Genomic DNA, 19,382 nt, shown 5'->3' on the forward strand with positions numbered 1-19,382 from the left:
CTCCTTAAATATGTACGGGGAAACTCCTTTTTTAGCGTTAATGGGATTTTTTCAAAAAAAATCCCCATCTTTAGAACTTATTTGCGTTTCAATGATGGGGTGCCTCATGATCTTCTTTTATTTTTTGTTTTTTATAACTTTCATCAGCTAACATTTCTAGTTCAGCTGTTATTTCTGATTTTTCAAGCTCTCGTTCTTGTGAAAATTTCCGTGAAATATAAACAATAACACTACCAACGTACAACACAAAGCATATAATAAGTGCAGTATTTTCATAGAGACTTAGCTCCAACACAGTCACTCCTAATCCATTCGTATTTTCACGCTTAATCAATTGGAATTTCCCTATTAACCATTTGTTATCCCGCTATTTGAGGGCAGTAAGACCCCCACCTCAAAATTCAGCAAAAGCAAAGAAGTTAGATGTGGGATTAACTGCCCGTAAAAGCCCGATTGGTGAAGGCTAATAATCAGTGGGGGATGCGCCCCCACTGATTAAAGTTTCACTTTATTGTAACATAAAAATATCAATTCTTGGAATCTTTCATCCTACTAAAAAAGACATGATTGTTTAATCATGCCTCTGAAATATGTTGAATGATAGTTTTAATCGCTTCTTTTCCATTATATTTTTTTAATGCTGTTTTATACGTCTCATTATTATGAGATAGCTCTTCTATATGCTTTATAAGCGAGTTCACCGTTACATCCTCTTCGTATAATACCGATGCATACCCTTGTCTTTCAAATGATTCAGCATTTAAAATTTGATCTCCGCGGCTTGCAAATTTCGATAACGGAATTAAAACCATCGGCTTTTGCATTGTTAAAAATTCAAAAATCGCATTGGATCCCGCACGTGAAATAACAAAATCTGTTGCTGCTAATATATCCGGCAACTCTCCATGTACATATTCAAATTGTCTATATCCTTCCGTATTTTGTAAGGATTCATCAAGATTTCCTTTTCCGCAAAGGTGCACAATTTGATAATTTTTCAGAAGATCTGGAAGTGCCGATCGAACCGTTTCATTAATTTTCTTTGCTCCTAAACTTCCCCCCATAACAGTAATAACTGATTTCTTACGGGAAAACCCTAGAAACTTTAAACCTTTTTCAAGATTTCCTCTTAGTACGTCTTCACGTACAGGCGATCCTGTATATATTACTTTTTCTTTCGGTAAATGTTTCGCTGCTTCTTCAAATGTAACAAATATTTTCGAGGCAAAACGGAGCGCAATTTTATTTGCTAGTCCAGGTGTCATATCAGATTCATGTAATAAAACTGGCACCCTATTTAGCCATCCTCCAATTACGACTGGTACGGATACGAAACCACCTTTTGAAAAAATAACATCCGGTTTTAGTTTACGAATTGTTACATACGCATCCATAACACCTTTCATCACGAGAAAAGGATCTTTTATATTTTTCAAATCAAAATAACGACGTAGCTTCCCGCTTGCAATACTATAGTATGGAATCCCTTCATTTTCTATAATCGTTTTCTCGATCCCTTGATGAGAACCGATGTAAGAAATGTCCCAGTTTTCTTTCTGTAAATGTGGAATAATTGCTAAATTAGGCGTTACATGCCCTGCCGAACCGCCACCTGTAAAAACTATTTTTTTCATACGTCTCCCCCTTCTACACTATAGTACACTAAAATACCTTGCCTCAGGGTGAGAAAATACCATAGCCGTTACAGACGCTTCTGGCTCCATCATAAATCCTTCTGTTAATGAAATACCAATTTCTTCTGGATGAATTAAGCGAAATAATTTTTCTTGATCAGCAAGTTCTGGGCATGCTGGATAACCAAATGATACGCGTATTCCTCTATATTTTGTACGGAATCTCTCTTCCATCGTCAGTTCAGGTGAATCTGGAATTCCCCAACGATCACGAATGAGCATATGTGTTTTTTCAGCAAGTCCTTCTGCTAATTCAAGTGCTAACGATTGAATTGCATGGCTGCGTAAATAATCTCCCTTCGCCTTCCATTCCTCCGCAATATCTCGAACCCCTTCTCCAACGGTAACAGATAAGAAAGCGACATAATCCATCTCATCTCCAATCGGGCGTATATAATCTCCTAAAGTACGGTATGGTGCTTTCCCTTGTCTCGGAAATTCAAATCGCTCTATAATACGTGTGTGATCTTCCGGATCGTATATAATTATATTTTGTCCATCACTTTGCGCCGGAAAAAATTGATACACCGCTTTTGGGCGTAACCAAGATTGTCCTTCTTGTAATAATTCATCAATTAAATCATTTAGCTCATGTGCTCTTTTATCCCCTTCTTGCAGGAGTTTTTTTACGTTTCCTTTTAACCCAAGATGGTGTCCAATTAACATTTGTCTATTTAAAAATGGTGCAAGATGAAGGGCAGGAATATCCCTTAATACAACTCGTTTCGTCGAATCTGGCACTATAACAGTTGCTTTTGGCAACGGCTCAATAACTGCGGGAATTTCTATTTTTTTCTCCTCTTGTTTCACAATATGAAGATGGCGTTCCTTTTTATCTTGCTTCATCTTTTCACGTTCTTCTTCTTTTTGTAATTTGTTAATAATATCAAGACCTGTCATCGCATCACTTGCATAACATACGAGCCCTTTATATGATGGCGAAATACGATTATCTGTAAACTTTCTCGTTAACGCTGCACCACCGACAACAATTGGAATATCAATATTGGCTGCTTTTAAATCTTCAGCAGTCGTTACCATTTGTTGTGCGGATTTTACTAACAAACCAGAAAGACCAATAATATCAGGTTTCTTTTCTTGTACTTCTTGAACAATTCGATCCGAACGAACATTAATTCCTAAATTAATAATTTCATATCCGTTATTTGATAAAATAATTTCAACGAGGTTTTTCCCAATATCATGTACGTCACCTTTTACAGTCGCTAATAATACTTTCCCTTTTTTTGCACTATCACTAGATTCCATATGTGGCTCTAAATAACTTACGGCAGCTTTCATACTTTCAGCACTTTGCAATACTTCAGCAACGATAAGCTCATTACCATTAAATAATCGCCCCACCTCATCCATTCCTGTCATAAGCGGTCCGTTAATAATATCCAAAGGTTTTCGTCCTTCTGTAAGCGCGAGACTTAGATCTTCTTGTAGTCCTTGCTTCGTACCTTCTACAATATAGTTTGCCAGTCGTTCATCAAGTGTTAGCGTTTCTTGTATAACGACATCTTTCTTTTTGGCAACACGATAAAAGTTTGTAAATTTTTCTAACGTCTCTTTCGTCGTTTCAAATAATAATGCATCCGCAAGACGTTTTTCTTCCTCTGGAATTGACGCATAGCGCTCTAATTTTTCCGTATTAACAATCGCATAATCTAATCCTGCTTTCGTTGCATGGTATAGAAAGACAGAGTTCAATACTTCACGTCCTGCTGGTGGTAAACCAAAAGATATGTTACTCACACCTAGAATCGTTAAACATTCTGGTAACGCTTCTTTAATAAGACGAATTCCTTCTATAGTCGCTGCCGCTGAACCTATATATTCTTCATCACCTGTTCCTACAGGAAACACAAGCGCATCAAAAATAATATCAGATGGGCGTATACCATACTTCTTCGTTAGTAATTCATAGCTTCTTTTAGCAATCTCTATCTTTCTTTCTGCACTAACTGCCATACCATCTTCATCAATTGTCCCTACAACTATCGCAGCACCGTATTTCCGAAGAAGGGGTGTCACTTTTTCAAAACGTTCTTCTCCATCCTCTAAATTAATAGAATTGATAACACCTTTTCCTTGAATATAAGTAAGAGCTTTCGCCATAACATTTTCATCTGTTGAATCAATCATAATTGGTACTTTTAACACTTTCGTAACTTCTGCCAAGAATCTTTCCATATCTTCTATTTCATCACGATCAGGGTCTGCCATACAAATATCAATAATATGAGCATTTTTCTTCACTTGCGCTCTTGCCACTTCAGCAGCCTCTTCAAATTTCCCTTCTGCTACTAATCTTTTAAACTTACGCGATCCAATTACGTTCGTCCTTTCTCCAACAAATAAAGGCCTCATAGAATCATCGTATTGCAACGCTTCTAGCCCACTAATTCCATGTCCAACCCTTTCATGATGCTCACGAGGATTAATCGAGGCAAGCGCCAATTTCATTGCACTTATATGTTCTGGTGTTGTGCCACAACAACCACCAATAATATTAATCCACCCTTCTTCAGCAAAACGTTTTACTTTTTCAGCAAGTGACGCCGGAGATTCGTGATAATGCCCATCTTCATCAGGAAGACCAGCGTTTGGATAACAAGAAATATAACACTCCGATAAATCAGATAGAGAACGCATATGTTCCCTCATAAATTCTGGACCAGTAGCACAGTTTAACCCAACCGATAATGGCTTCATATGCTCTACCGATAAATAAAAGGCTTCGATCGTTTGACCCGCTAAAGTCGTTCCCATCGGTTCAATTGTTCCAGAAATCATAATAGGTACTATTTTGTTTAGTTCTTCAAACGCCGATTGAATTCCAAGGTACGCAGCTTTCACATTACGCATATCTTGACTCGTCTCAACGAGCAATACATCAACTTCTCCTCTTAATAGTCCTCTTGCTTGCCTTGTATAGGCTTCGATTAACTCTTCAAAAGTTACACCACCTGTAACACTAATCGCTTTCGTCGTTGGTCCCATCGCTCCCGCAACATATACTTCTTTCCCACTTTCTTTGACTGCTTGCTTCGCCAAAAGCGCTGCCCTTTCATTTAACTCTTCATCTAAATGAGACAATGCATAATCACTTAATACAATATTTGTTGCACCAAACGTATTCGTTTCAATAATATCTGCTCCAGCTTCAATGTAGACTTTATGAATATTTAAAATCACATCCGGTCTTGTTTTTACTAAATATTCATTACAACCTTCGTATTCTTCTCCTCCAAAATCTTCCGCTGTTAAGTCTTCTTGCTGGATCATCGTTCCCATTGCACCATCTAATATTAAAATTTCATGTTGTAATCTCTCTTCTATTCGTTTCATCAATTAATACCCTCTTTCACTTCTTGCTTTTCTCTCACATATTTCACGAGATGTTCTGTAATTTCATATTTTAAAAACGGCGTAATAAGATAAATACCGTTAAAATATTTCATTGCCGCATCAATCAACTCTTGTGAAATCCGAATTCCTTCCTCGATAGCAGCCTCTTTCGTTTCATGTCCATCCATTCTTTGTCTTATCTCTTCAGGGAGCGTAATACCCGGTACTTCAAAATGAAGAAAATCTGCATTCCGCTTACTTACTAACGGCATAATTCCAATAAAGATAGGTTGTTCCAAATGCTTTGTCGCTTCATATACTTCTTCTATTAAAGCAACATCATAAATTGGCTGAGTTAAGAAATATTCTGCACCAGCATCAATTTTTCGTTCCATTCGCTTTACCGCTGCTGCTAAATGCCTTACATGGGGATTGAATGCCCCTCCGACAGAAAATCTTGTTGCCGGACCAATTGATTTCCCTAAAATAGAGCGACCGTCGTTCATCTCTTTAATCATTTTAATTAGCTCTATAGATGACAAATCATATACAGAAGTTGCACCTGGAAAATCACCAACGCGCGCTGGATCACCAGTTAAAGCTAGCACTTCCTCCATACCTAATGCTGATAATCCAAGCAAGTGAGACTGTAGTCCAATGACGTTATGATCTCTACACGTTAAATGCGTCAATACTGGAATATCATGCTTCGTTAATAATGCACCCATAGCCATATTCGAAACGCGAGGAGATGCTAATGAATTATCTGCTAGAGTAATAGCATCCGCTCCAGCCCTTTTCAGTGCCCTTGCTCCTTCAAAAAATCGCTGCGTATCTAACGTTTTCGGTGGATCTAATTCCACTACAACTGTCGTTTGTTTCTTTGCCTTTTCTGCGAGAGTAACATGAGCTCTCGAACGTTTCTCATGTGTATGGACCACTTTAGGCCTTACAATCGTCTTCTTTGCTATTACAGGTGCAACATTTGCAATAGCACGTTTCATTCCCTCAATATGTTCCGGGGTAGTACCACAACAACCACCTAATAAACGAATACCTTGTTCAATAAAGTTTGGTGTCATCTCTTCAAAATACGCTGGACTTCCCTCATATACGTAACGCCCTTCCACATAATTCGGGAGACCTGCATTCGGATATGCTGATAAATATCCATTTTGAGGAATCGATATCATTTTGAAAGCTTCCGTCATATGAAGTGGCCCTAGTTGACAGTTCAATCCAACAACATTGGCACCGTAATCCAAAAGCTGTTTTAATATTTCATTGACATCATTCCCATTTTGAGTCGTACCTGCCTCATGTAACGCTAACTGAGCAACAATCGGAATATTCGTTTGTTTACGCAATACTTTAACGGCATGCAATAATTCAAATTCATCATAAAAAGTTTCTAATAGTAATCCATCAACCTGTTCTTCTAGTAAAGCACCTGCCTGCTCAAGTAACATAAATTCTCTCTCTATATCAGTCGTTGTAACAGCACCAATATGTTTCATACCTCCAATTGTCCCTAAAATTGCATTCCGCTCTGTTACTGATGCTTTCGCAATATTCACTGCCGCTTTATTAATTTGGACAACTTGATTTTCTAGACCATACATACGGAGTTTCGCTTCATTCGCACCATACGTATTCGTTTGAATAACATCCGCTCCAGCAGCTACATATTGTTTATGGATCGATATAATTAAGTCCGGATCAGACAAATTCAATTCTTCAAAACTACTTTGTAAACCATGCGAATGTAATAACGTTCCAACCGCACCATCACCTATTACAATTCCTTTTGATAATAAATCTAGTAATTTCACGAATCTCCCTCATTTCTATCAATATAAAAACCCCCTCTTCACTTTGAAGAGGGGGACATAATTGTTCCTCCTCTTATTATGCAAAACACACGTTTTGCAGGTTTTAGCACCGTTTCAAACATTTAGTTTGAAGGTTGCCGGGTTTCACAGGGCCTTTCCCTCCACCGCTCTCAATAAGAGTTTGTCTTTATTATTTTATTTATGTAGCTAAAAGGAAATACGTTCCCCTTTTAACAATGTTTGTTAATTTTTTATAAATTTAGCATGCACTAAAATAAAAGTCAATGACACTTGTGTAAAAATAAAAATTATTTAAAATAAAGTTGCAATTCAATTATCTTTTGTTGTAAAGTTAAAAACATAATAAAAATTTCATACGAACATTCTTATCTAGAGAGGTAGAGGGACTGGCCCTATGACGCCTCAGCAACCATTAACATTCATTCGTTAATAAGGTGCTAATTCCAGCAAATTGTGAAAGATTTGACAGATGAGAAGAAGACTCTATTCAATCTGAAAGCCTTCTTCTTAGAAGGCTTTTTTTATTTTCACTTAATTGTTCAATTTAAAAAGGAGGAATTTTCACATGTCAACAATCGAAACAAAACTAGCACAAATCGGGAACCGTAGCGAAACTACAACTGGAACTGTTAATCCACCTGTTTATTTCTCAACGGCTTATCGTCACGAAGGAATTGGTAAATCTACTGGCTTTGACTATTCAAGAACTGGAAATCCGACTCGTGGTCTTTTAGAACAGGCAATTGCAGACTTAGAAAGCGGTGAACAAGGGTACGCCTGTAGTTCAGGAATGGCGGCTGTTCTCCTTGTCCTTTCACTATTCCGTTCCGGAGATGAACTTATCGTATCCGAAGACTTATACGGAGGAACATATCGTCTATTTTCCGAACATGAAGACAGGTGGAATATTCGATGTAGATACGTAGATACACAATCTATTAAACAAATTGAGCAAGCAATCACATCTCAAACGAAGGCTATTTTCATAGAAACACCGACTAATCCATTAATGCAAGTAACTGATATCGTAAGTGTAGCAAGTGTAGCGAAAAGGCACGGACTACTTCTTATTGTAGATAACACGTTCTATACACCTTATATACAGCAACCATTAACAGAAGGTGCAAACATCGTCCTTCATAGCGCAACTAAATATTTAGGCGGACATAACGATGTACTAAGCGGACTTGTCGTTGCGAAAGGGAAATCTCTTTGCGAGGAGCTTGCTCATTATCATAATGCCTCTGGTGCCGTCTTAAGCCCGTTTGATTCATGGCTATTAATTCGAGGCATGAAAACTTTAGCACTTCGCATGAAACAGCATGAAGAAAACGCTCATGCAATTGTTGCTTATTTAAATGATGAAGATGGTGTGACAGATGTATTTTATCCAGGAAGAGGTGGTATGATTTCATTTCGCCTTCAAGATGAAACTTGGATTAATCCTTTCTTACAATCTTTATCCTTAATTACATTTGCTGAAAGCCTTGGCGGCGTCGAAAGTTTAATGACTTATCCAGCAACGCAAACTCATGCCGATATTCCAGAAGATGTTCGAACAGCACGCGGTGTATGTAATCGTCTTCTCCGTTTTTCAGTCGGCATCGAAAATAGCAATGATTTAATTCAAGACTTAAAGCAAGCAATTAAACTTGTAAAAGAAGGTGTAAGAATATGAGTTATTCCATAGATACGCTTTTACTGCATAATCAATACAAACATGACCCACACACAGGAGCTGTTAACGTTCCCATCTATAACACATCAACATTTCATCAGTTTGATGTAGATGCTTTCGGAAAGTATGACTATAGTCGCTCAGGAAATCCAACGCGTGAAGCTCTTGAAGATATCATTGCTTTATTAGAAGGTGGGACAAAAGGATTCGCCTTTGCATCAGGAATTGCAGCCATTTCTACTGCATTTCTCCTTCTTTCACAAGGCGATCACGTACTCATTTCAGAAGACGTATATGGAGGCACTTACCGAATTATAACCGAAGTTCTCTCCCGTTACGGTGTTTCACATACATTTGTTGATATGACCAATGTGGAAGAAGTAAAAGAAAACATTAAACCAAATACGAAGCTCTTTTATGTAGAAACACCTTCTAACCCACTTTTAAAAGTGACAGATATTCGTGCTGTTTCTAATCTTGCAAAATCTATTGGTGCTCTTACTTTTGTTGATAATACATTTTTGACACCACTATTTCAAAAGCCACTTGATCTTGGCGCTGATGTTGTTCTTCATAGTGCAACAAAATTTATTGCTGGTCATAGTGATGTCACCGCCGGATTAGCTGTCGTAAAAGATGAAGAGCTCGCTCAAAAACTCGGCTTTCTACAAAATGCTTTTGGGGCTATTTTAGGACCGCAAGATTGTTCTCTCGTGCTTCGCGGCATTAAAACATTGCATGTACGTCTCGAACATTCAGCTGCAGGTGCCAACAAAATCGCACATTTTTTACAAGAGCACTCTAAAGTTCAAAATGTCTATTACCCTGGATTACAATCACATCTTGGCTATAGTATTCAACAAAATCAAGCAACATCGGCTGGGGCTGTTTTATCTTTCACCTTACAATCCGAAGATGCACTCCGCCAATTTTTATCAAAAGTTAAACTGCCCGTTTTTGCGGTTAGTCTAGGAGCTGTTGAATCTATTCTTTCATATCCAGCAAAAATGTCACATGCAGCCTTATCACAGGAAGCACGTGATGAAAGAGGTATTTCCAATTCATTACTTCGGTTATCGGTTGGTCTTGAAAATGTTAACGATTTAATATCCGATTTCGAAAATGCTCTTTCTTATGTAGAAGAACCTGTAAATGCATAGAGAGAAAAGAAGATATGAAATTAAGTTTTCATATCTTCTTTTTATGCTGTCTAGCATATTCATTTTAATGTTTTTTCTTTTTGTATCGTTCATTAAAAAATAAAAATATATCATCTATTTCCAAGTAATGGATTAATTGATATATTAAGAAATAAAAAAGGGGTAAAAATAATGGATACTTGTGCAGATATTTTAATCGTTATCGATTTACAAAATGGGGTATGTTATAGCGGAGAGCATTTATTTGATTTACAAAACTTGCTTACAAAAGTAAATAAAAGAATTTCTTCATACAGAAAATCAAATAAACCAATCATTTTTGTTCAACATTGTGATGATGATTTAGTACCCGAAAAAGAACTTTGGGCTATTCATACCGATCTAGATGTTCAAGAACAAGATTTTTTTGTACGAAAAACACATGCAAATTCATTTTATAAAACAAACTTAAAAGAAATTTTAGATCAATTATCTGTACATCGTATTGAATTTTGTGGTGCCCAAACAGAGTACTGTATAGATGCTACGATTAAATTTTCTCATGGATTGGGATACGAAAACTTCATGGTACAGAAAGCAACCTCTACTTTGAATAATTCATTTATGTCTGCACAAGAGACGATTGATTTTTATGAAAATATATGGAACCACAGATTTTTAAAGTTGATAAAAGATGAACTCTAGAATAAATGACTAATGACTTGATCATTCTAAGATTTATCAGCTACATTCAATCATTTCATTATCATCATAAAGAAGCTGATCAGAATCAGCTTCTTTTCTTTTAACCTGTTATATATTCCATATATAACATTATGATTCCTTTGTCATATTATTTTAAAAATTTCGTATATTCATTTGAAAGAATAAGAAAATCATGATAAAATTGTGTTACGAATATATCTATATCTTTCAATTTTTAAAACGCATCAAAATTTTCACCCAAAAATGTCATTTTACAAAACTGTGCTAATTTATCTATTTTATTTACATCAGGGTCTCTTTTCTTACAATTTCTTTACTTTAGGACTCTTTTTCTGCAACAACTGTTTTCTTTTCTTTAATTTTTTGGTATGTATAGTATGGTATAACAGCTCACACGGAGGTGGAAAAGAACATGTTAGAAACCTTTCAAAAAGAAATAGAACTTTATGAAAGCAATGCAGAATTATTGAAAGTGCTTGCTCATCCTGTTCGCTTATGTATTGTAAAGGGATTAATTGAACGTGGCCCAAGCAACGTTTCTACAATGTACACAGGATTAAACATGCCACAATCTACAATTTCACAGCATTTAGCAAAGTTAAAAAGTGCTAAAATCGTTTCTAGTGAAAGAAAAGGATTGGAAATTTACTACAAAGTAGAAAACGAAACAATTATTCAACTCGTTCGCGTATTATTAGGTTAGGGACCTATAGGCAGAGAAAAAGAACGTATTCTATATTTTTCATCTCATATCTTTAATATAAATATATATCATGAGAGAAAATATATAATGCTACATAATTAAAAGTCGTATTAAAAAACAAGACACAGAAATATACTGTGTCTTGTTTTTTTCATATTGTTAAATATTGATTCAAAAGTAAATTCTTCATATCTTTCGTGTGCATAACAACATCAAAGGCACTTCCTAAGCTTCCGTTCAAAATCATAGAACGCACTGCTCGATTTCGTTTTTGAGTTTCAGAAAAAGGGTTAGTATCTTGATGGCTAGCAAGCTGATCTAATATTCCTGCTGCTAACAAAAACTCTGATTGCTTCCTATGCCATATCGTATTAATTCCTTGTAGCTCAAAATTCATCTTCAACTCATCCCAATGAACGTGCGTAGTAAGGTCCATTTCTCCTGGATATGCAAGCGGATTACGAATTAGCTTATGCTTATAATATCCTCTTAAACTTCCTTCATGATGTGCAGGATGCATCCATTCTTCTTTTGTATATCCATAATCAACTGTAATACATATACCTTTCTGAAACCATTTCGCAATCTCTTCTATATACTCTTCCATTGCAATAGGCACTTCAAAGCGCTGTCCCTCAGCAATATGAATGTTATATTTCAATAAGTAACGACCGACTCTTTTCTCTATCGGTCTAAATACTTCTGTAAGGTTGCCCTCATCTGTATACGTGATACGTACTTCATACAAAATTCCATTTCTTTTCTCAACTATATCAACAGGAAACGCATCAAATAATTCATTCGAAAAAATAATTCCTTCGAAAGACTCTCCAATTTCAATATAAGATGTATAATACGACACATTATCAAATAAGCAAAGCCTCTCCTGTTGTAGCCTTCTATGAAAAGGGCTCACTTCAATAATTGAATAGTTTAAATTGATAAAGGTTTCCGGAGATAATTGTTTCCATTCTTGTAAAATATCATAGGCAAACTTTCCTGTTCCCCCACCAATCTCACAAATATTTGGAGAAACTTCTCCCTTTTCAACAAGCCGAATAAAAAACTTAGCAAAAGTCTTCGCAAATACAGAAGATACATTGCTACTCGTAAAAAAATCTCCCTGTCTGCCAATTTTTTCACGTTCTTTCATATAATACCCATGTTCCTCTGCATATAATACGAGGTTCATATACGTACTATATGAAATCGAATGATCCTTTTCTTTTCCCATCCATTCTCTTAAAATGAGCTCCATCCCCATAATGACTCCTTATTGTAAAAATGGATTATTTTCTTTTTCAAAACCAATGCTTGTTTCTGGACCGTGTCCACATAGCACCGCTGTTTCATCTGGTAATACAAATAATTTTTCTTCAATACTTCCAATTAATTCAGCAAAACTTCCACCAGGTAAATCCGTTCTTCCAATACTCATTTGGAACAATACATCTCCAGAAAATACAGCATTCGCTTCTTTACTATAATAAGAAATACTTCCTGGAGAATGTCCTGGTGTCTCAAAAATTTCAAAACTAAAAGAACCGATCTTTAATGTACCCTCTTCGTCAATAATATGATCTGCTGGTTTTGCTGTAATACTGCGGTTCATCATAAAAATTTGCGAGCCATTCACAGTTGCATCACCTAACCAATCCGCTTCTTCTTTATGTACGTATACAGGAATATGAAAAGCGTCTCTCACCGCATCAACAGCACCGATATGATCGAAATGAGCATGTGTTAATAAAACCGCAAGTGGTTTTAACTGTGCTTCTTGTAAATATGTAACAAGTTTCTCTCCTTCATGGCCAGGATCAAAGATAATACACTCATTTTGATCATTCGTTAAAATATAAGCATTTGTTTGTAATGGGCCTAACGGCATTTGTATCCATTTCATATGAAAATCTCCTCCAGTTATTTAATTTACTTTCAATGATACAACATTTCTTTCTCTTAGGAAAAGAAGGGGTGTTATCTCGACAATCATTTTTAAAACATGTACAATATAAAAGAGTAAATATTCTAAAAACTCATCCTAAGGAATGAGTAGACAGAGGAGGATATTGTATGGGCCTTGTTATTATTTTTACGCTAGTCACTCTGTTAGCTGTATTTGCTACGCTTAGAACACTTCGCGAAAAAAACTTATTCGCGGGCGGCTTCGCTATTGCAACCGTACTTGTTTTCGGATGGTTTACAATCATGACTGTTCTATATAATGGGTACCCACCAGCAGCTTAATCCATTTACATTTTTATTCTCCAACAAGATCTTGCATAAAAAGAGGAAGGGGACCCCTTCCTCTTCTCATTATTCACAACTTATATCATCTTCGCCTCGTATTTGTGCTTTTTTACAAGCCACGCTCCTCCAATTACACCTGCATCATTACCAAGTATTGCAATTGCTAACTTTGTGCTCTTTACAGCACGAGAGAAAGCATATTGCTCGAAATAACGTTGAATTGGCTCTAATAGTGCATCTCCAGCTTTAGATACGCCACCACCAATTACGATTTTCTCTGGGTTCAACGTACTAGCAAGGTTCGCTACAGCTAATCCTAAATAAGAAGCTACTTTTTCCACTACTTCACCTGCTAGTTCGTCACCTTGTCCAAGCGCTTCAAACACATTTTTTGATGTAATAAGCCCTTCTTCTGCTAACATAGAACGTAAAACACTTTCTTTATCTGTCTCTTGTATTTTTTGCATAGCAACACGCACAATACCTGTTGCAGACGCTACTGTTTCTAAGCAACCCGACTTCCCGCAATTACATGGAAAAGCATTCTCTGTAACAACTGTAATATGTCCAATCTCACCAGCAGCACCGCTTATACCATGTACAATCTCACCATTGGCGATAACACCACCACCAACACCAGTGCCAAGTGTCATACAAATTAAGTCTTTTGCTCCTTCGCCAGCACCTTTCCACATTTCACCAAGCGCCGCTAAGTTTGCATCATTATCAATAACAACAGGTAATCCTGTCTCTACTTCTAATAAATCTTTTAATGGATAGTTTTTCCACCCTAAATTAACTGCTTCATAAATCATTCCAGATGCCACATGTACAGGACCAGGAGCTCCCATACCAATACCAATTAACTTGCTTTTCAATTCACCTAACTCTTCTAACTTTTTATCAATCGCTTTCGCTACATCAAGCGTAATATGTTTTCCTTGCTCATTTGTATTCGTAGGGATTTCCCACTTATGTAAAATTTCACCGTACACATTAATAAATGCTAATTTAATCGTTGTACCACCAAGGTCAACACCAACTAACCATTTCTCTTCCATGTTACGTACCTACCTTTATCTAATTCTTATTTAGCTCTTTTTGAATTTCTTGCTTCAATAAAAATAAAGCTGTTTGATAGTCTTGTGGATCGATTAGCTGTGATTGATTTAATTCACGCAATTCATCTTGCATCAATTGTAAATCCGCAATTCGATCACCTGTATAAATAATCGTACCAAATTTCTTTAGCAATTGTTGAATATCATAAATAGATACCATTTCATCACCCTCTATGCTCACTTACTATAAAAAAATTATAATAAGAAAACGTTCACATATTTTATTATAATCAAGAAGAAAAAGTCTCGTCAATTTTTATTTGTCTATACAAGCCCATTTTTAACCATTGTTCCTTTTTCTGTAATAATTTTTTTTACATTTTTATCAAATGGCTCTACTGGAATATGTTTTACCATTTGAAAATCATAAGCTAATGATAGCGTTTTCCCTTTATAATGCACGAGATAACGATCATAATAGCCACCGCCATACCCAATTCGTTCTCCTCGCTCTGTATAAGCTACGCCTGGCACGATTTGAAGATCAATTTCATCCGCATTCACTTCATCCGTAAGCGCTGGAATGGGTTCACGTAAATTCATATACACTGTTTCTAATTGATCAAACTTACTAATTTTCCGGAAGGACATTGCTCGTGTTCCTTTATTACACTTCGGAACAACAACTTTCTTTCCTTCTTCCCAAGCTTTTTCGATAATAGGATATGTATTCACTTCATTGTCCATCGAGAGAGTGATTCCAATTGTTTTAGCTTCAGCCCACTCTTTTTGCGCATACAACGAAACTGCAATTTGCTCTGATAAAGTTGTATACTGTTCTTCTGATAAAGAATTCATGTGCTCTATTATTTGTTTACGCAAACGTATTTTCTCTTCTTTCACACACTTTTCCCCCTTACAGTGATACTTTTCTCTACGATGATAGTGTATCACTTTTAACAGAGGAATCGAATAAAAAAAAGAAACAGTAGGAAAATATTCCTACTGCTTACTTTGTTTCACGGTGTAACGTAGACTTCTTGTCACGCTTGCAATACTTTTTAAGCTCGATACGCTCAGCGTTGTTACGTTTATTTTTCTTTGAGATATAGTTACGATCTCCGCATTCTGTACATGCTAGAGTAATATTCACACGCATTCTTATTTCCCTCCAGTCACTAATAACTTAAATCAGACTATACTATAATACCACTTTTAAAATAAAAATTCTACACCTTTTGATATTGTCTAATTTTTTCTATAAGGTTTTTCATGTTTTCCCTTGCTATCACTGGGTTTCTAGCATGTGAATACACCAAAAATTTTGGTTGTTTTGTATCAGAAACGATATAAGACCACTCTTTTTCTGTATATTTGAACTGTATCCCTTCAAATATACCTTCTTCTTTTCTTTCCATATCGGCCAATAATTTCCTCATTACTTTCCCTTTTTCCTTCCATGAACATACAACTTCATCATAAAGTAGATACAGTGGAGGTGATTGCTCTGCTATGCTAAGTAATGTTTTTCCTTGCAACGCTATTAATTCAAATAATTTTCCAATTCGATATAAAATATCTCGCTTCCATCTTATTTGAAAAGAGTTTTTTTCATTACGCATATAAAAGAGGAGATAACATTCCCCTAATTTCAAAGACATCGGGTAAACATTATCTGCTGATTCGAGTAATAAATCCGGAATATCTACTTCTTCAAAATCAGTTCCTTGGTAAATATTGCTGTGAGTGTCATATAATTCGAAGCGATTTCCATGTTCAGAAAACATAAGCGCCATATTTGCTTTACTCGATTTCATCAGAGCTTTCACATGATCTTTTTGTTCACTCGCATAAATCCATGTAACTGTGCATCCAAGCCTTTGTAGAAAGAGCATAAGTAAATGTTGTAACATATCATTTCTCTTATTAATAAGAAGATGAAACTTCTGTTTTTGTATCGTTTCAATATCAATACGCTCTAACACAGCTTCTACATAATTATTTACAGAAACGTGAACTAGCTTATTTCGTCCCATTTCTTTCTCACAAGCGTAATAAAACGACTCAGACATATATACTTGTTCTATCGTTTTTTGCTGCTTATACGTTAAAAATGAGCCCTCCTTACCATACAATTGTATAACAATCCCTCTTTCGCTTTCCACTTGAACGAAAACTCCACCTGCACATTGCAAATTATGAATGGCATACTGAAAAAGCGACTCATTCATTTCTTTACATTCCATCGTATGAATCCCGCTGCCATGAATGGCATGGAGGAATAAATTTTTAAAGGAAGTTGTTTCTATATTTTCCTGACTTCCAATCAATATACTCTCTCCTTGGGCAAAAAGAGATCCATAAGCCATTGCAACTTTCACAATAAATTGAGGAGTAATTTCAACATTACCCCTTCCTACAATCCGGCTTTTTTGTAACCACCCTGCACTCTTTTCACTCTCTTTAACACCGGCAGAACCTACTATCGAATGACTATCTATCTCCTTATATGGCCATATTTTCCCTTTTTGCTTAATTACTGTACTTTTCCCTATATGACAATGGTCCGCTACAATACTTTTTTGAAAAAGTGTAACATCATCTTCGACCATTGTATGATCTCCTATTGTTGTTTCTAACAACTCACAATTTTTTCCTATATGAGCGTTTGCTAAAATGATGCTTTTTTGCAGATGAGAATAACTTGAAACGATACTATTTTTCCCTATAATAGAGTACGGTTCAATTACAGCCCCCGCACCAATCATTGCTCCTTCTCCAATAAAAGAAGGACCATGAATTTTCGTTCCTTTTCCTATCGTTACACCTTCTCCCATCCACACCATTGGTAATACTTCTGTATATGGAATAGGCACCTTCAATTTTTTCGTCAACAAATCGAATTGAGCTTGCCGATATTGATCAAATGTACCAATATCTAGCCAATAGTCTTCTGATAAATATGCAAATAAAGCATTTTTATTCGCCAATAACGGAAACACATCATGACTGAAATCCGAAAATCCCATGGATGGTATGTAAGAAAAGATTTCTGGCTCCATTATATAAATACCTGTATTCACAATATTAGAAACTACCTCATTCCAGCTCGGTTTTTCTATATATCGTATAATTTCTTGTTCTTTATTCATTACAACTAACCCAAATGAGAGTGGGTTTTCTACTTCTTTCGCAAACATCGTTACCATTCTCTTCTTCTGTTCATGAAATGCAATTCCTTCTGATAATTGAAAGTCAGTTAATGCATCCCCACTAATAACAACAAATGTTTCATCTAAAAAACTTTCCGCTTGCTTAATGCTCCCTGCTGTTCCAAGCGGAGGAGAATCTTCAAAATAATACAAATTAACTCCCCACTTACTACCATCACCAAAGTATTGCTTAATGGCAGTACTCATATATTGAACTGTAATTGCAATTTCACGAATACCATGCTGACGTAATAATTCAATATTATATTCAAGAACTGGTTTTTCTAACAATGGTAACATCGGTTTTGGAGTATTACATGTTAATGGTCTAAGACGTCTCCCTTTTCCTCCAGCTAAAATAACCCCCTTCATATACTTCAGCCTCCACTTATATAATGTTCAAGAACTCCGTATATCATTTATCCCACATTAACTGCAGGAAAAGTCCGGTTTGGTATGATCTAACAATCAGTGAGCGACAGCCCCACCAATTAAAGCCTCACTTTATGAATAAATGTACCTTTTAACTCCCGATAAAAAAAGAAAGCGCTTACTATTAACTTAGTAAAATAATTAATAAGACGTAACTAACACATATGTATTTATTTTTCCATTAATTATGATACATCTTATCATCATAGACTAAAGGAAACAACGAGCTTTTTTTGTCATGTTTTGACTAAAAAAAGCAGGTGATTTCTCATCACCTACTTTTTCCCCTACTCATTCAATAAATAATGCTTTCCTTTTACTAAATAAAATACATTCTCAGCAATATTTGTAACATGGTCTGCTACACGCTCAATATATCTTGCAACAAAGGATAGTTGTGTAATTTGTGTAATCGCTTCTGGTTGTCCAGGGACAGAGGAAATAAATTCACGAATCGCCTTCCCATAAATTTCATCAACTGAATCATCCATTTCAGCAATTTGTTTAGCAAAAGTTAAATTTTCTTGCTCATATGCTTCTAATGCTAAATTTAACATCTTATGAGCAATCTCAAACATTTCCTCAAGATTCCGCAAGCTAACGACCACTTCTTTTTCACCAAGACGAATTGTTGATTTCGCAATATTAACAGCATGGTCTGCAATACGTTCTAAATCTGTCGCTGTTTTAATTGAAATGAAAATCCTTCTTAAATCACTTGCTACAGGCTGCTGCTTTGTAATAAGCATAAGCGCAAGGTCATTTATTTCCTCTTCTAAATTATCCATGTGATAATCCCCATCAATGACTTCTAACGCTTTCTCTACATCCCTGTTGTGAAGACCTTCCATAGCAATCAATAAAGCTTCCCTTGCTAACTCACCAAGCTCAATCACCTTTTGCTGTAACGTTTTTAAATCACATTGAAACTGTTCTCTTACCATCGTTTCTTCCCCCTCAATATTATGTGCCATTTTATATAAATCCCCTACCCAGCCTCTTGTACGTTTATTAAGCCTTGAGAAAAGAGAAATATTACTCCCCTATTAGAATGAGGTGAAAGTGAGAAATGCCGATACGATAAACTTAACTAAATCTATACAATTCAATCAAATTTACACAAGTTAGTGCTTCAAAGTGTTCTCGCAACCCCGAAGGGACGAGGGGTATAACACTCCACACGAGACAGTATCGTTACCTCCTATTATCAAGCAATTATTTTACCCATCTTGATAAATTTATCGAAGCATTCAAATCTCTATCGTGATGGCTATTGC

Annotated in this window: 17 protein-coding genes and 2 riboswitches; of the genes, 5 read left to right on the plus strand and 12 right to left on the minus strand. The window is 36.0% G+C overall.

The annotated features are described in order from the left end of the window. Positions 1-88 precede the first annotated feature (88 nt). From V7038_RS06880 to V7038_RS06895, 4 genes are all read right to left on the minus strand, one after another. Entirely contained in the window at positions 89-331 is a 243-nt protein-coding gene (locus tag V7038_RS06880) for a DUF3966 domain-containing protein (protein WP_085960924.1), read from the minus strand. A 244-nt stretch (positions 332-575) separates the two neighbouring features. Then, positions 576-1,634 (minus strand): undecaprenyldiphospho-muramoylpentapeptide beta-N-acetylglucosaminyltransferase, encoded by a 1,059-nt coding sequence (locus tag V7038_RS06885; RefSeq protein WP_002111843.1) that lies wholly within the window; start codon positions 1,632-1,634, stop codon positions 576-578. An 18-nt stretch (positions 1,635-1,652) separates the two neighbouring features. Beyond that, on the minus strand, positions 1,653-5,051 hold the full coding sequence (gene metH, locus V7038_RS06890; protein ID WP_002111844.1) for a methionine synthase: 3,399 nt from the start codon (positions 5,049-5,051) through the stop codon (positions 1,653-1,655). Next, positions 5,051-6,883: a bifunctional homocysteine S-methyltransferase/methylenetetrahydrofolate reductase gene (locus V7038_RS06895; RefSeq protein WP_335469635.1), complete on the minus strand. Its 1,833-nt coding sequence runs from the start codon at positions 6,881-6,883 to the stop codon at positions 5,051-5,053. Before V7038_RS06895 ends, metH begins: the two co-directional genes overlap by 1 nt. Positions 6,884-6,953: 70 nt before the next feature. Continuing rightward, positions 6,954-7,063, minus strand: a riboswitch (SAM riboswitch). 203 nt (positions 7,064-7,266) lie between these two features. Then, positions 7,267-7,380: riboswitch (SAM riboswitch) on the plus strand. 89 nt (positions 7,381-7,469) lie between these two features. Between V7038_RS06895 and metI the strand changes: the two genes are divergently transcribed. The 4 genes from metI (at position 7,470) to V7038_RS06915 (ending at position 11,150) form a co-directional block, all read left to right on the plus strand. Next, on the plus strand, positions 7,470-8,582 hold the full coding sequence (metI, locus tag V7038_RS06900; RefSeq protein WP_002111846.1) for a cystathionine gamma-synthase/O-acetylhomoserine thiolyase: 1,113 nt from the start codon (positions 7,470-7,472) through the stop codon (positions 8,580-8,582). Continuing rightward, entirely contained in the window at positions 8,579-9,742 is a 1,164-nt protein-coding gene (gene metC, locus V7038_RS06905) for a cystathionine beta-lyase (protein WP_335469637.1), read from the plus strand. The genes metI and metC overlap by 4 nt, the downstream gene beginning before the upstream one ends. A 171-nt stretch (positions 9,743-9,913) precedes the next feature. Beyond that, a complete protein-coding gene (locus V7038_RS06910) occupies positions 9,914-10,426 on the plus strand; it encodes a cysteine hydrolase family protein (protein ID WP_335469639.1) in 513 nt (170 codons plus the stop codon). Positions 10,427-10,859: 433 nt separating this feature from the next. Continuing rightward, positions 10,860-11,150, plus strand: a complete 291-nt coding sequence (locus tag V7038_RS06915; RefSeq protein ID WP_000894375.1) for an ArsR/SmtB family transcription factor — start codon at positions 10,860-10,862, stop codon at positions 11,148-11,150. A gap of 151 nt (positions 11,151-11,301) precedes the next feature. Here the strand turns inward: V7038_RS06915 and V7038_RS06920 are convergent, their stop codons facing one another. Both V7038_RS06920 and V7038_RS06925 read right to left on the minus strand, forming a co-directional pair. Beyond that, positions 11,302-12,414: a class I SAM-dependent methyltransferase gene (locus V7038_RS06920; protein ID WP_335469641.1), complete on the minus strand. Its 1,113-nt coding sequence runs from the start codon at positions 12,412-12,414 to the stop codon at positions 11,302-11,304. Between the two features lie 9 nt (positions 12,415-12,423). Further along, complete coding sequence (locus tag V7038_RS06925) at positions 12,424-13,053, minus strand: MBL fold metallo-hydrolase (protein ID WP_335469645.1); 630 nt, start codon at positions 13,051-13,053, stop codon at positions 12,424-12,426. Between the two features lie 170 nt (positions 13,054-13,223). On the opposite strand from V7038_RS06925, the gene V7038_RS06930 reads away from it, so the two are divergent. Beyond that, positions 13,224-13,397 (plus strand): DUF2759 domain-containing protein, encoded by a 174-nt coding sequence (locus V7038_RS06930; protein WP_002111850.1) that lies wholly within the window; start codon positions 13,224-13,226, stop codon positions 13,395-13,397. Positions 13,398-13,477: 80 nt separating this feature from the next. Here the strand turns inward: V7038_RS06930 and glcK are convergent, their stop codons facing one another. The 6 genes from glcK to phoU all read right to left on the minus strand — a co-directional run bounded on the left by glcK (position 13,478) and on the right by phoU (position 19,049). Continuing rightward, positions 13,478-14,461: a glucokinase gene (gene glcK / locus V7038_RS06935; protein WP_002111851.1), complete on the minus strand. Its 984-nt coding sequence runs from the start codon at positions 14,459-14,461 to the stop codon at positions 13,478-13,480. Between the two features lie 19 nt (positions 14,462-14,480). After that, the gene (locus tag V7038_RS06940; RefSeq protein WP_000253699.1) at positions 14,481-14,681 is read right to left on the minus strand and encodes a YqgQ family protein; all 201 of its coding nucleotides are present in this window, start codon (positions 14,679-14,681) and stop codon (positions 14,481-14,483) included. Positions 14,682-14,785: 104 nt separating this feature from the next. Then, positions 14,786-15,364, minus strand: coding sequence for a 5-formyltetrahydrofolate cyclo-ligase (locus V7038_RS06945; protein ID WP_002199344.1), 579 nt, complete (start codon positions 15,362-15,364; stop codon positions 14,786-14,788). Positions 15,365-15,470: 106 nt separating this feature from the next. Then, positions 15,471-15,620 (minus strand): 50S ribosomal protein L33, encoded by a 150-nt coding sequence (gene rpmG / locus V7038_RS06950; RefSeq protein ID WP_001265616.1) that lies wholly within the window; start codon positions 15,618-15,620, stop codon positions 15,471-15,473. A 70-nt stretch (positions 15,621-15,690) separates the two neighbouring features. Next, positions 15,691-18,045: a sugar phosphate nucleotidyltransferase gene (locus V7038_RS06955; RefSeq protein WP_002111854.1), complete on the minus strand. Its 2,355-nt coding sequence runs from the start codon at positions 18,043-18,045 to the stop codon at positions 15,691-15,693. Positions 18,046-18,392: 347 nt separating this feature from the next. Further along, complete coding sequence (gene phoU / locus V7038_RS06960; protein ID WP_033714116.1) at positions 18,393-19,049, minus strand: phosphate signaling complex protein PhoU; 657 nt, start codon at positions 19,047-19,049, stop codon at positions 18,393-18,395. Positions 19,050-19,382 lie beyond the last annotated feature (333 nt).

The organism is Bacillus sp. JJ783 (assembly GCF_036963225.1).
Lineage (GTDB): Bacteria > Bacillota > Bacilli > Bacillales > Bacillaceae_G > Bacillus_A > Bacillus_A cereus_U.

Bases quoted from the DNA above. Each gene is read 5' to 3' on its own strand.
- V7038_RS06885 (WP_002111843.1), bottom strand. From the start codon at position 1,634: ATGAAAAAAATAGTTTTTACAGGTGGCGGTTCGGCAGGGCATGTAACG.
- metH (WP_002111844.1), bottom strand. From the start codon at position 5,051: ATGAAACGAATAGAAGAGAGATTACAACATGAAATTTTAATATTAGAT.
- metI (WP_002111846.1), top strand. From the start codon at position 7,470: ATGTCAACAATCGAAACAAAACTAGCACAAATCGGGAACCGTAGCGAA.
- metC (WP_335469637.1), top strand. From the start codon at position 8,579: ATGAGTTATTCCATAGATACGCTTTTACTGCATAATCAATACAAACAT.
- V7038_RS06910 (WP_335469639.1), top strand. From the start codon at position 9,914: ATGGATACTTGTGCAGATATTTTAATCGTTATCGATTTACAAAATGGG.
- V7038_RS06915 (WP_000894375.1), top strand. From the start codon at position 10,860: ATGTTAGAAACCTTTCAAAAAGAAATAGAACTTTATGAAAGCAATGCA.
- V7038_RS06920 (WP_335469641.1), bottom strand. From the start codon at position 12,414: ATGGGGATGGAGCTCATTTTAAGAGAATGGATGGGAAAAGAAAAGGAT.
- V7038_RS06925 (WP_335469645.1), bottom strand. From the start codon at position 13,053: ATGAAATGGATACAAATGCCGTTAGGCCCATTACAAACAAATGCTTAT.
- V7038_RS06930 (WP_002111850.1), top strand. From the start codon at position 13,224: ATGGGCCTTGTTATTATTTTTACGCTAGTCACTCTGTTAGCTGTATTT.
- glcK (WP_002111851.1), bottom strand. From the start codon at position 14,461: ATGGAAGAGAAATGGTTAGTTGGTGTTGACCTTGGTGGTACAACGATT.
- V7038_RS06940 (WP_000253699.1), bottom strand. From the start codon at position 14,681: ATGGTATCTATTTATGATATTCAACAATTGCTAAAGAAATTTGGTACG.
- rpmG (WP_001265616.1), bottom strand. From the start codon at position 15,620: ATGCGTGTGAATATTACTCTAGCATGTACAGAATGCGGAGATCGTAAC.
- V7038_RS06955 (WP_002111854.1), bottom strand. From the start codon at position 18,045: ATGAAGGGGGTTATTTTAGCTGGAGGAAAAGGGAGACGTCTTAGACCA.
- phoU (WP_033714116.1), bottom strand. From the start codon at position 19,049: ATGGTAAGAGAACAGTTTCAATGTGATTTAAAAACGTTACAGCAAAAG.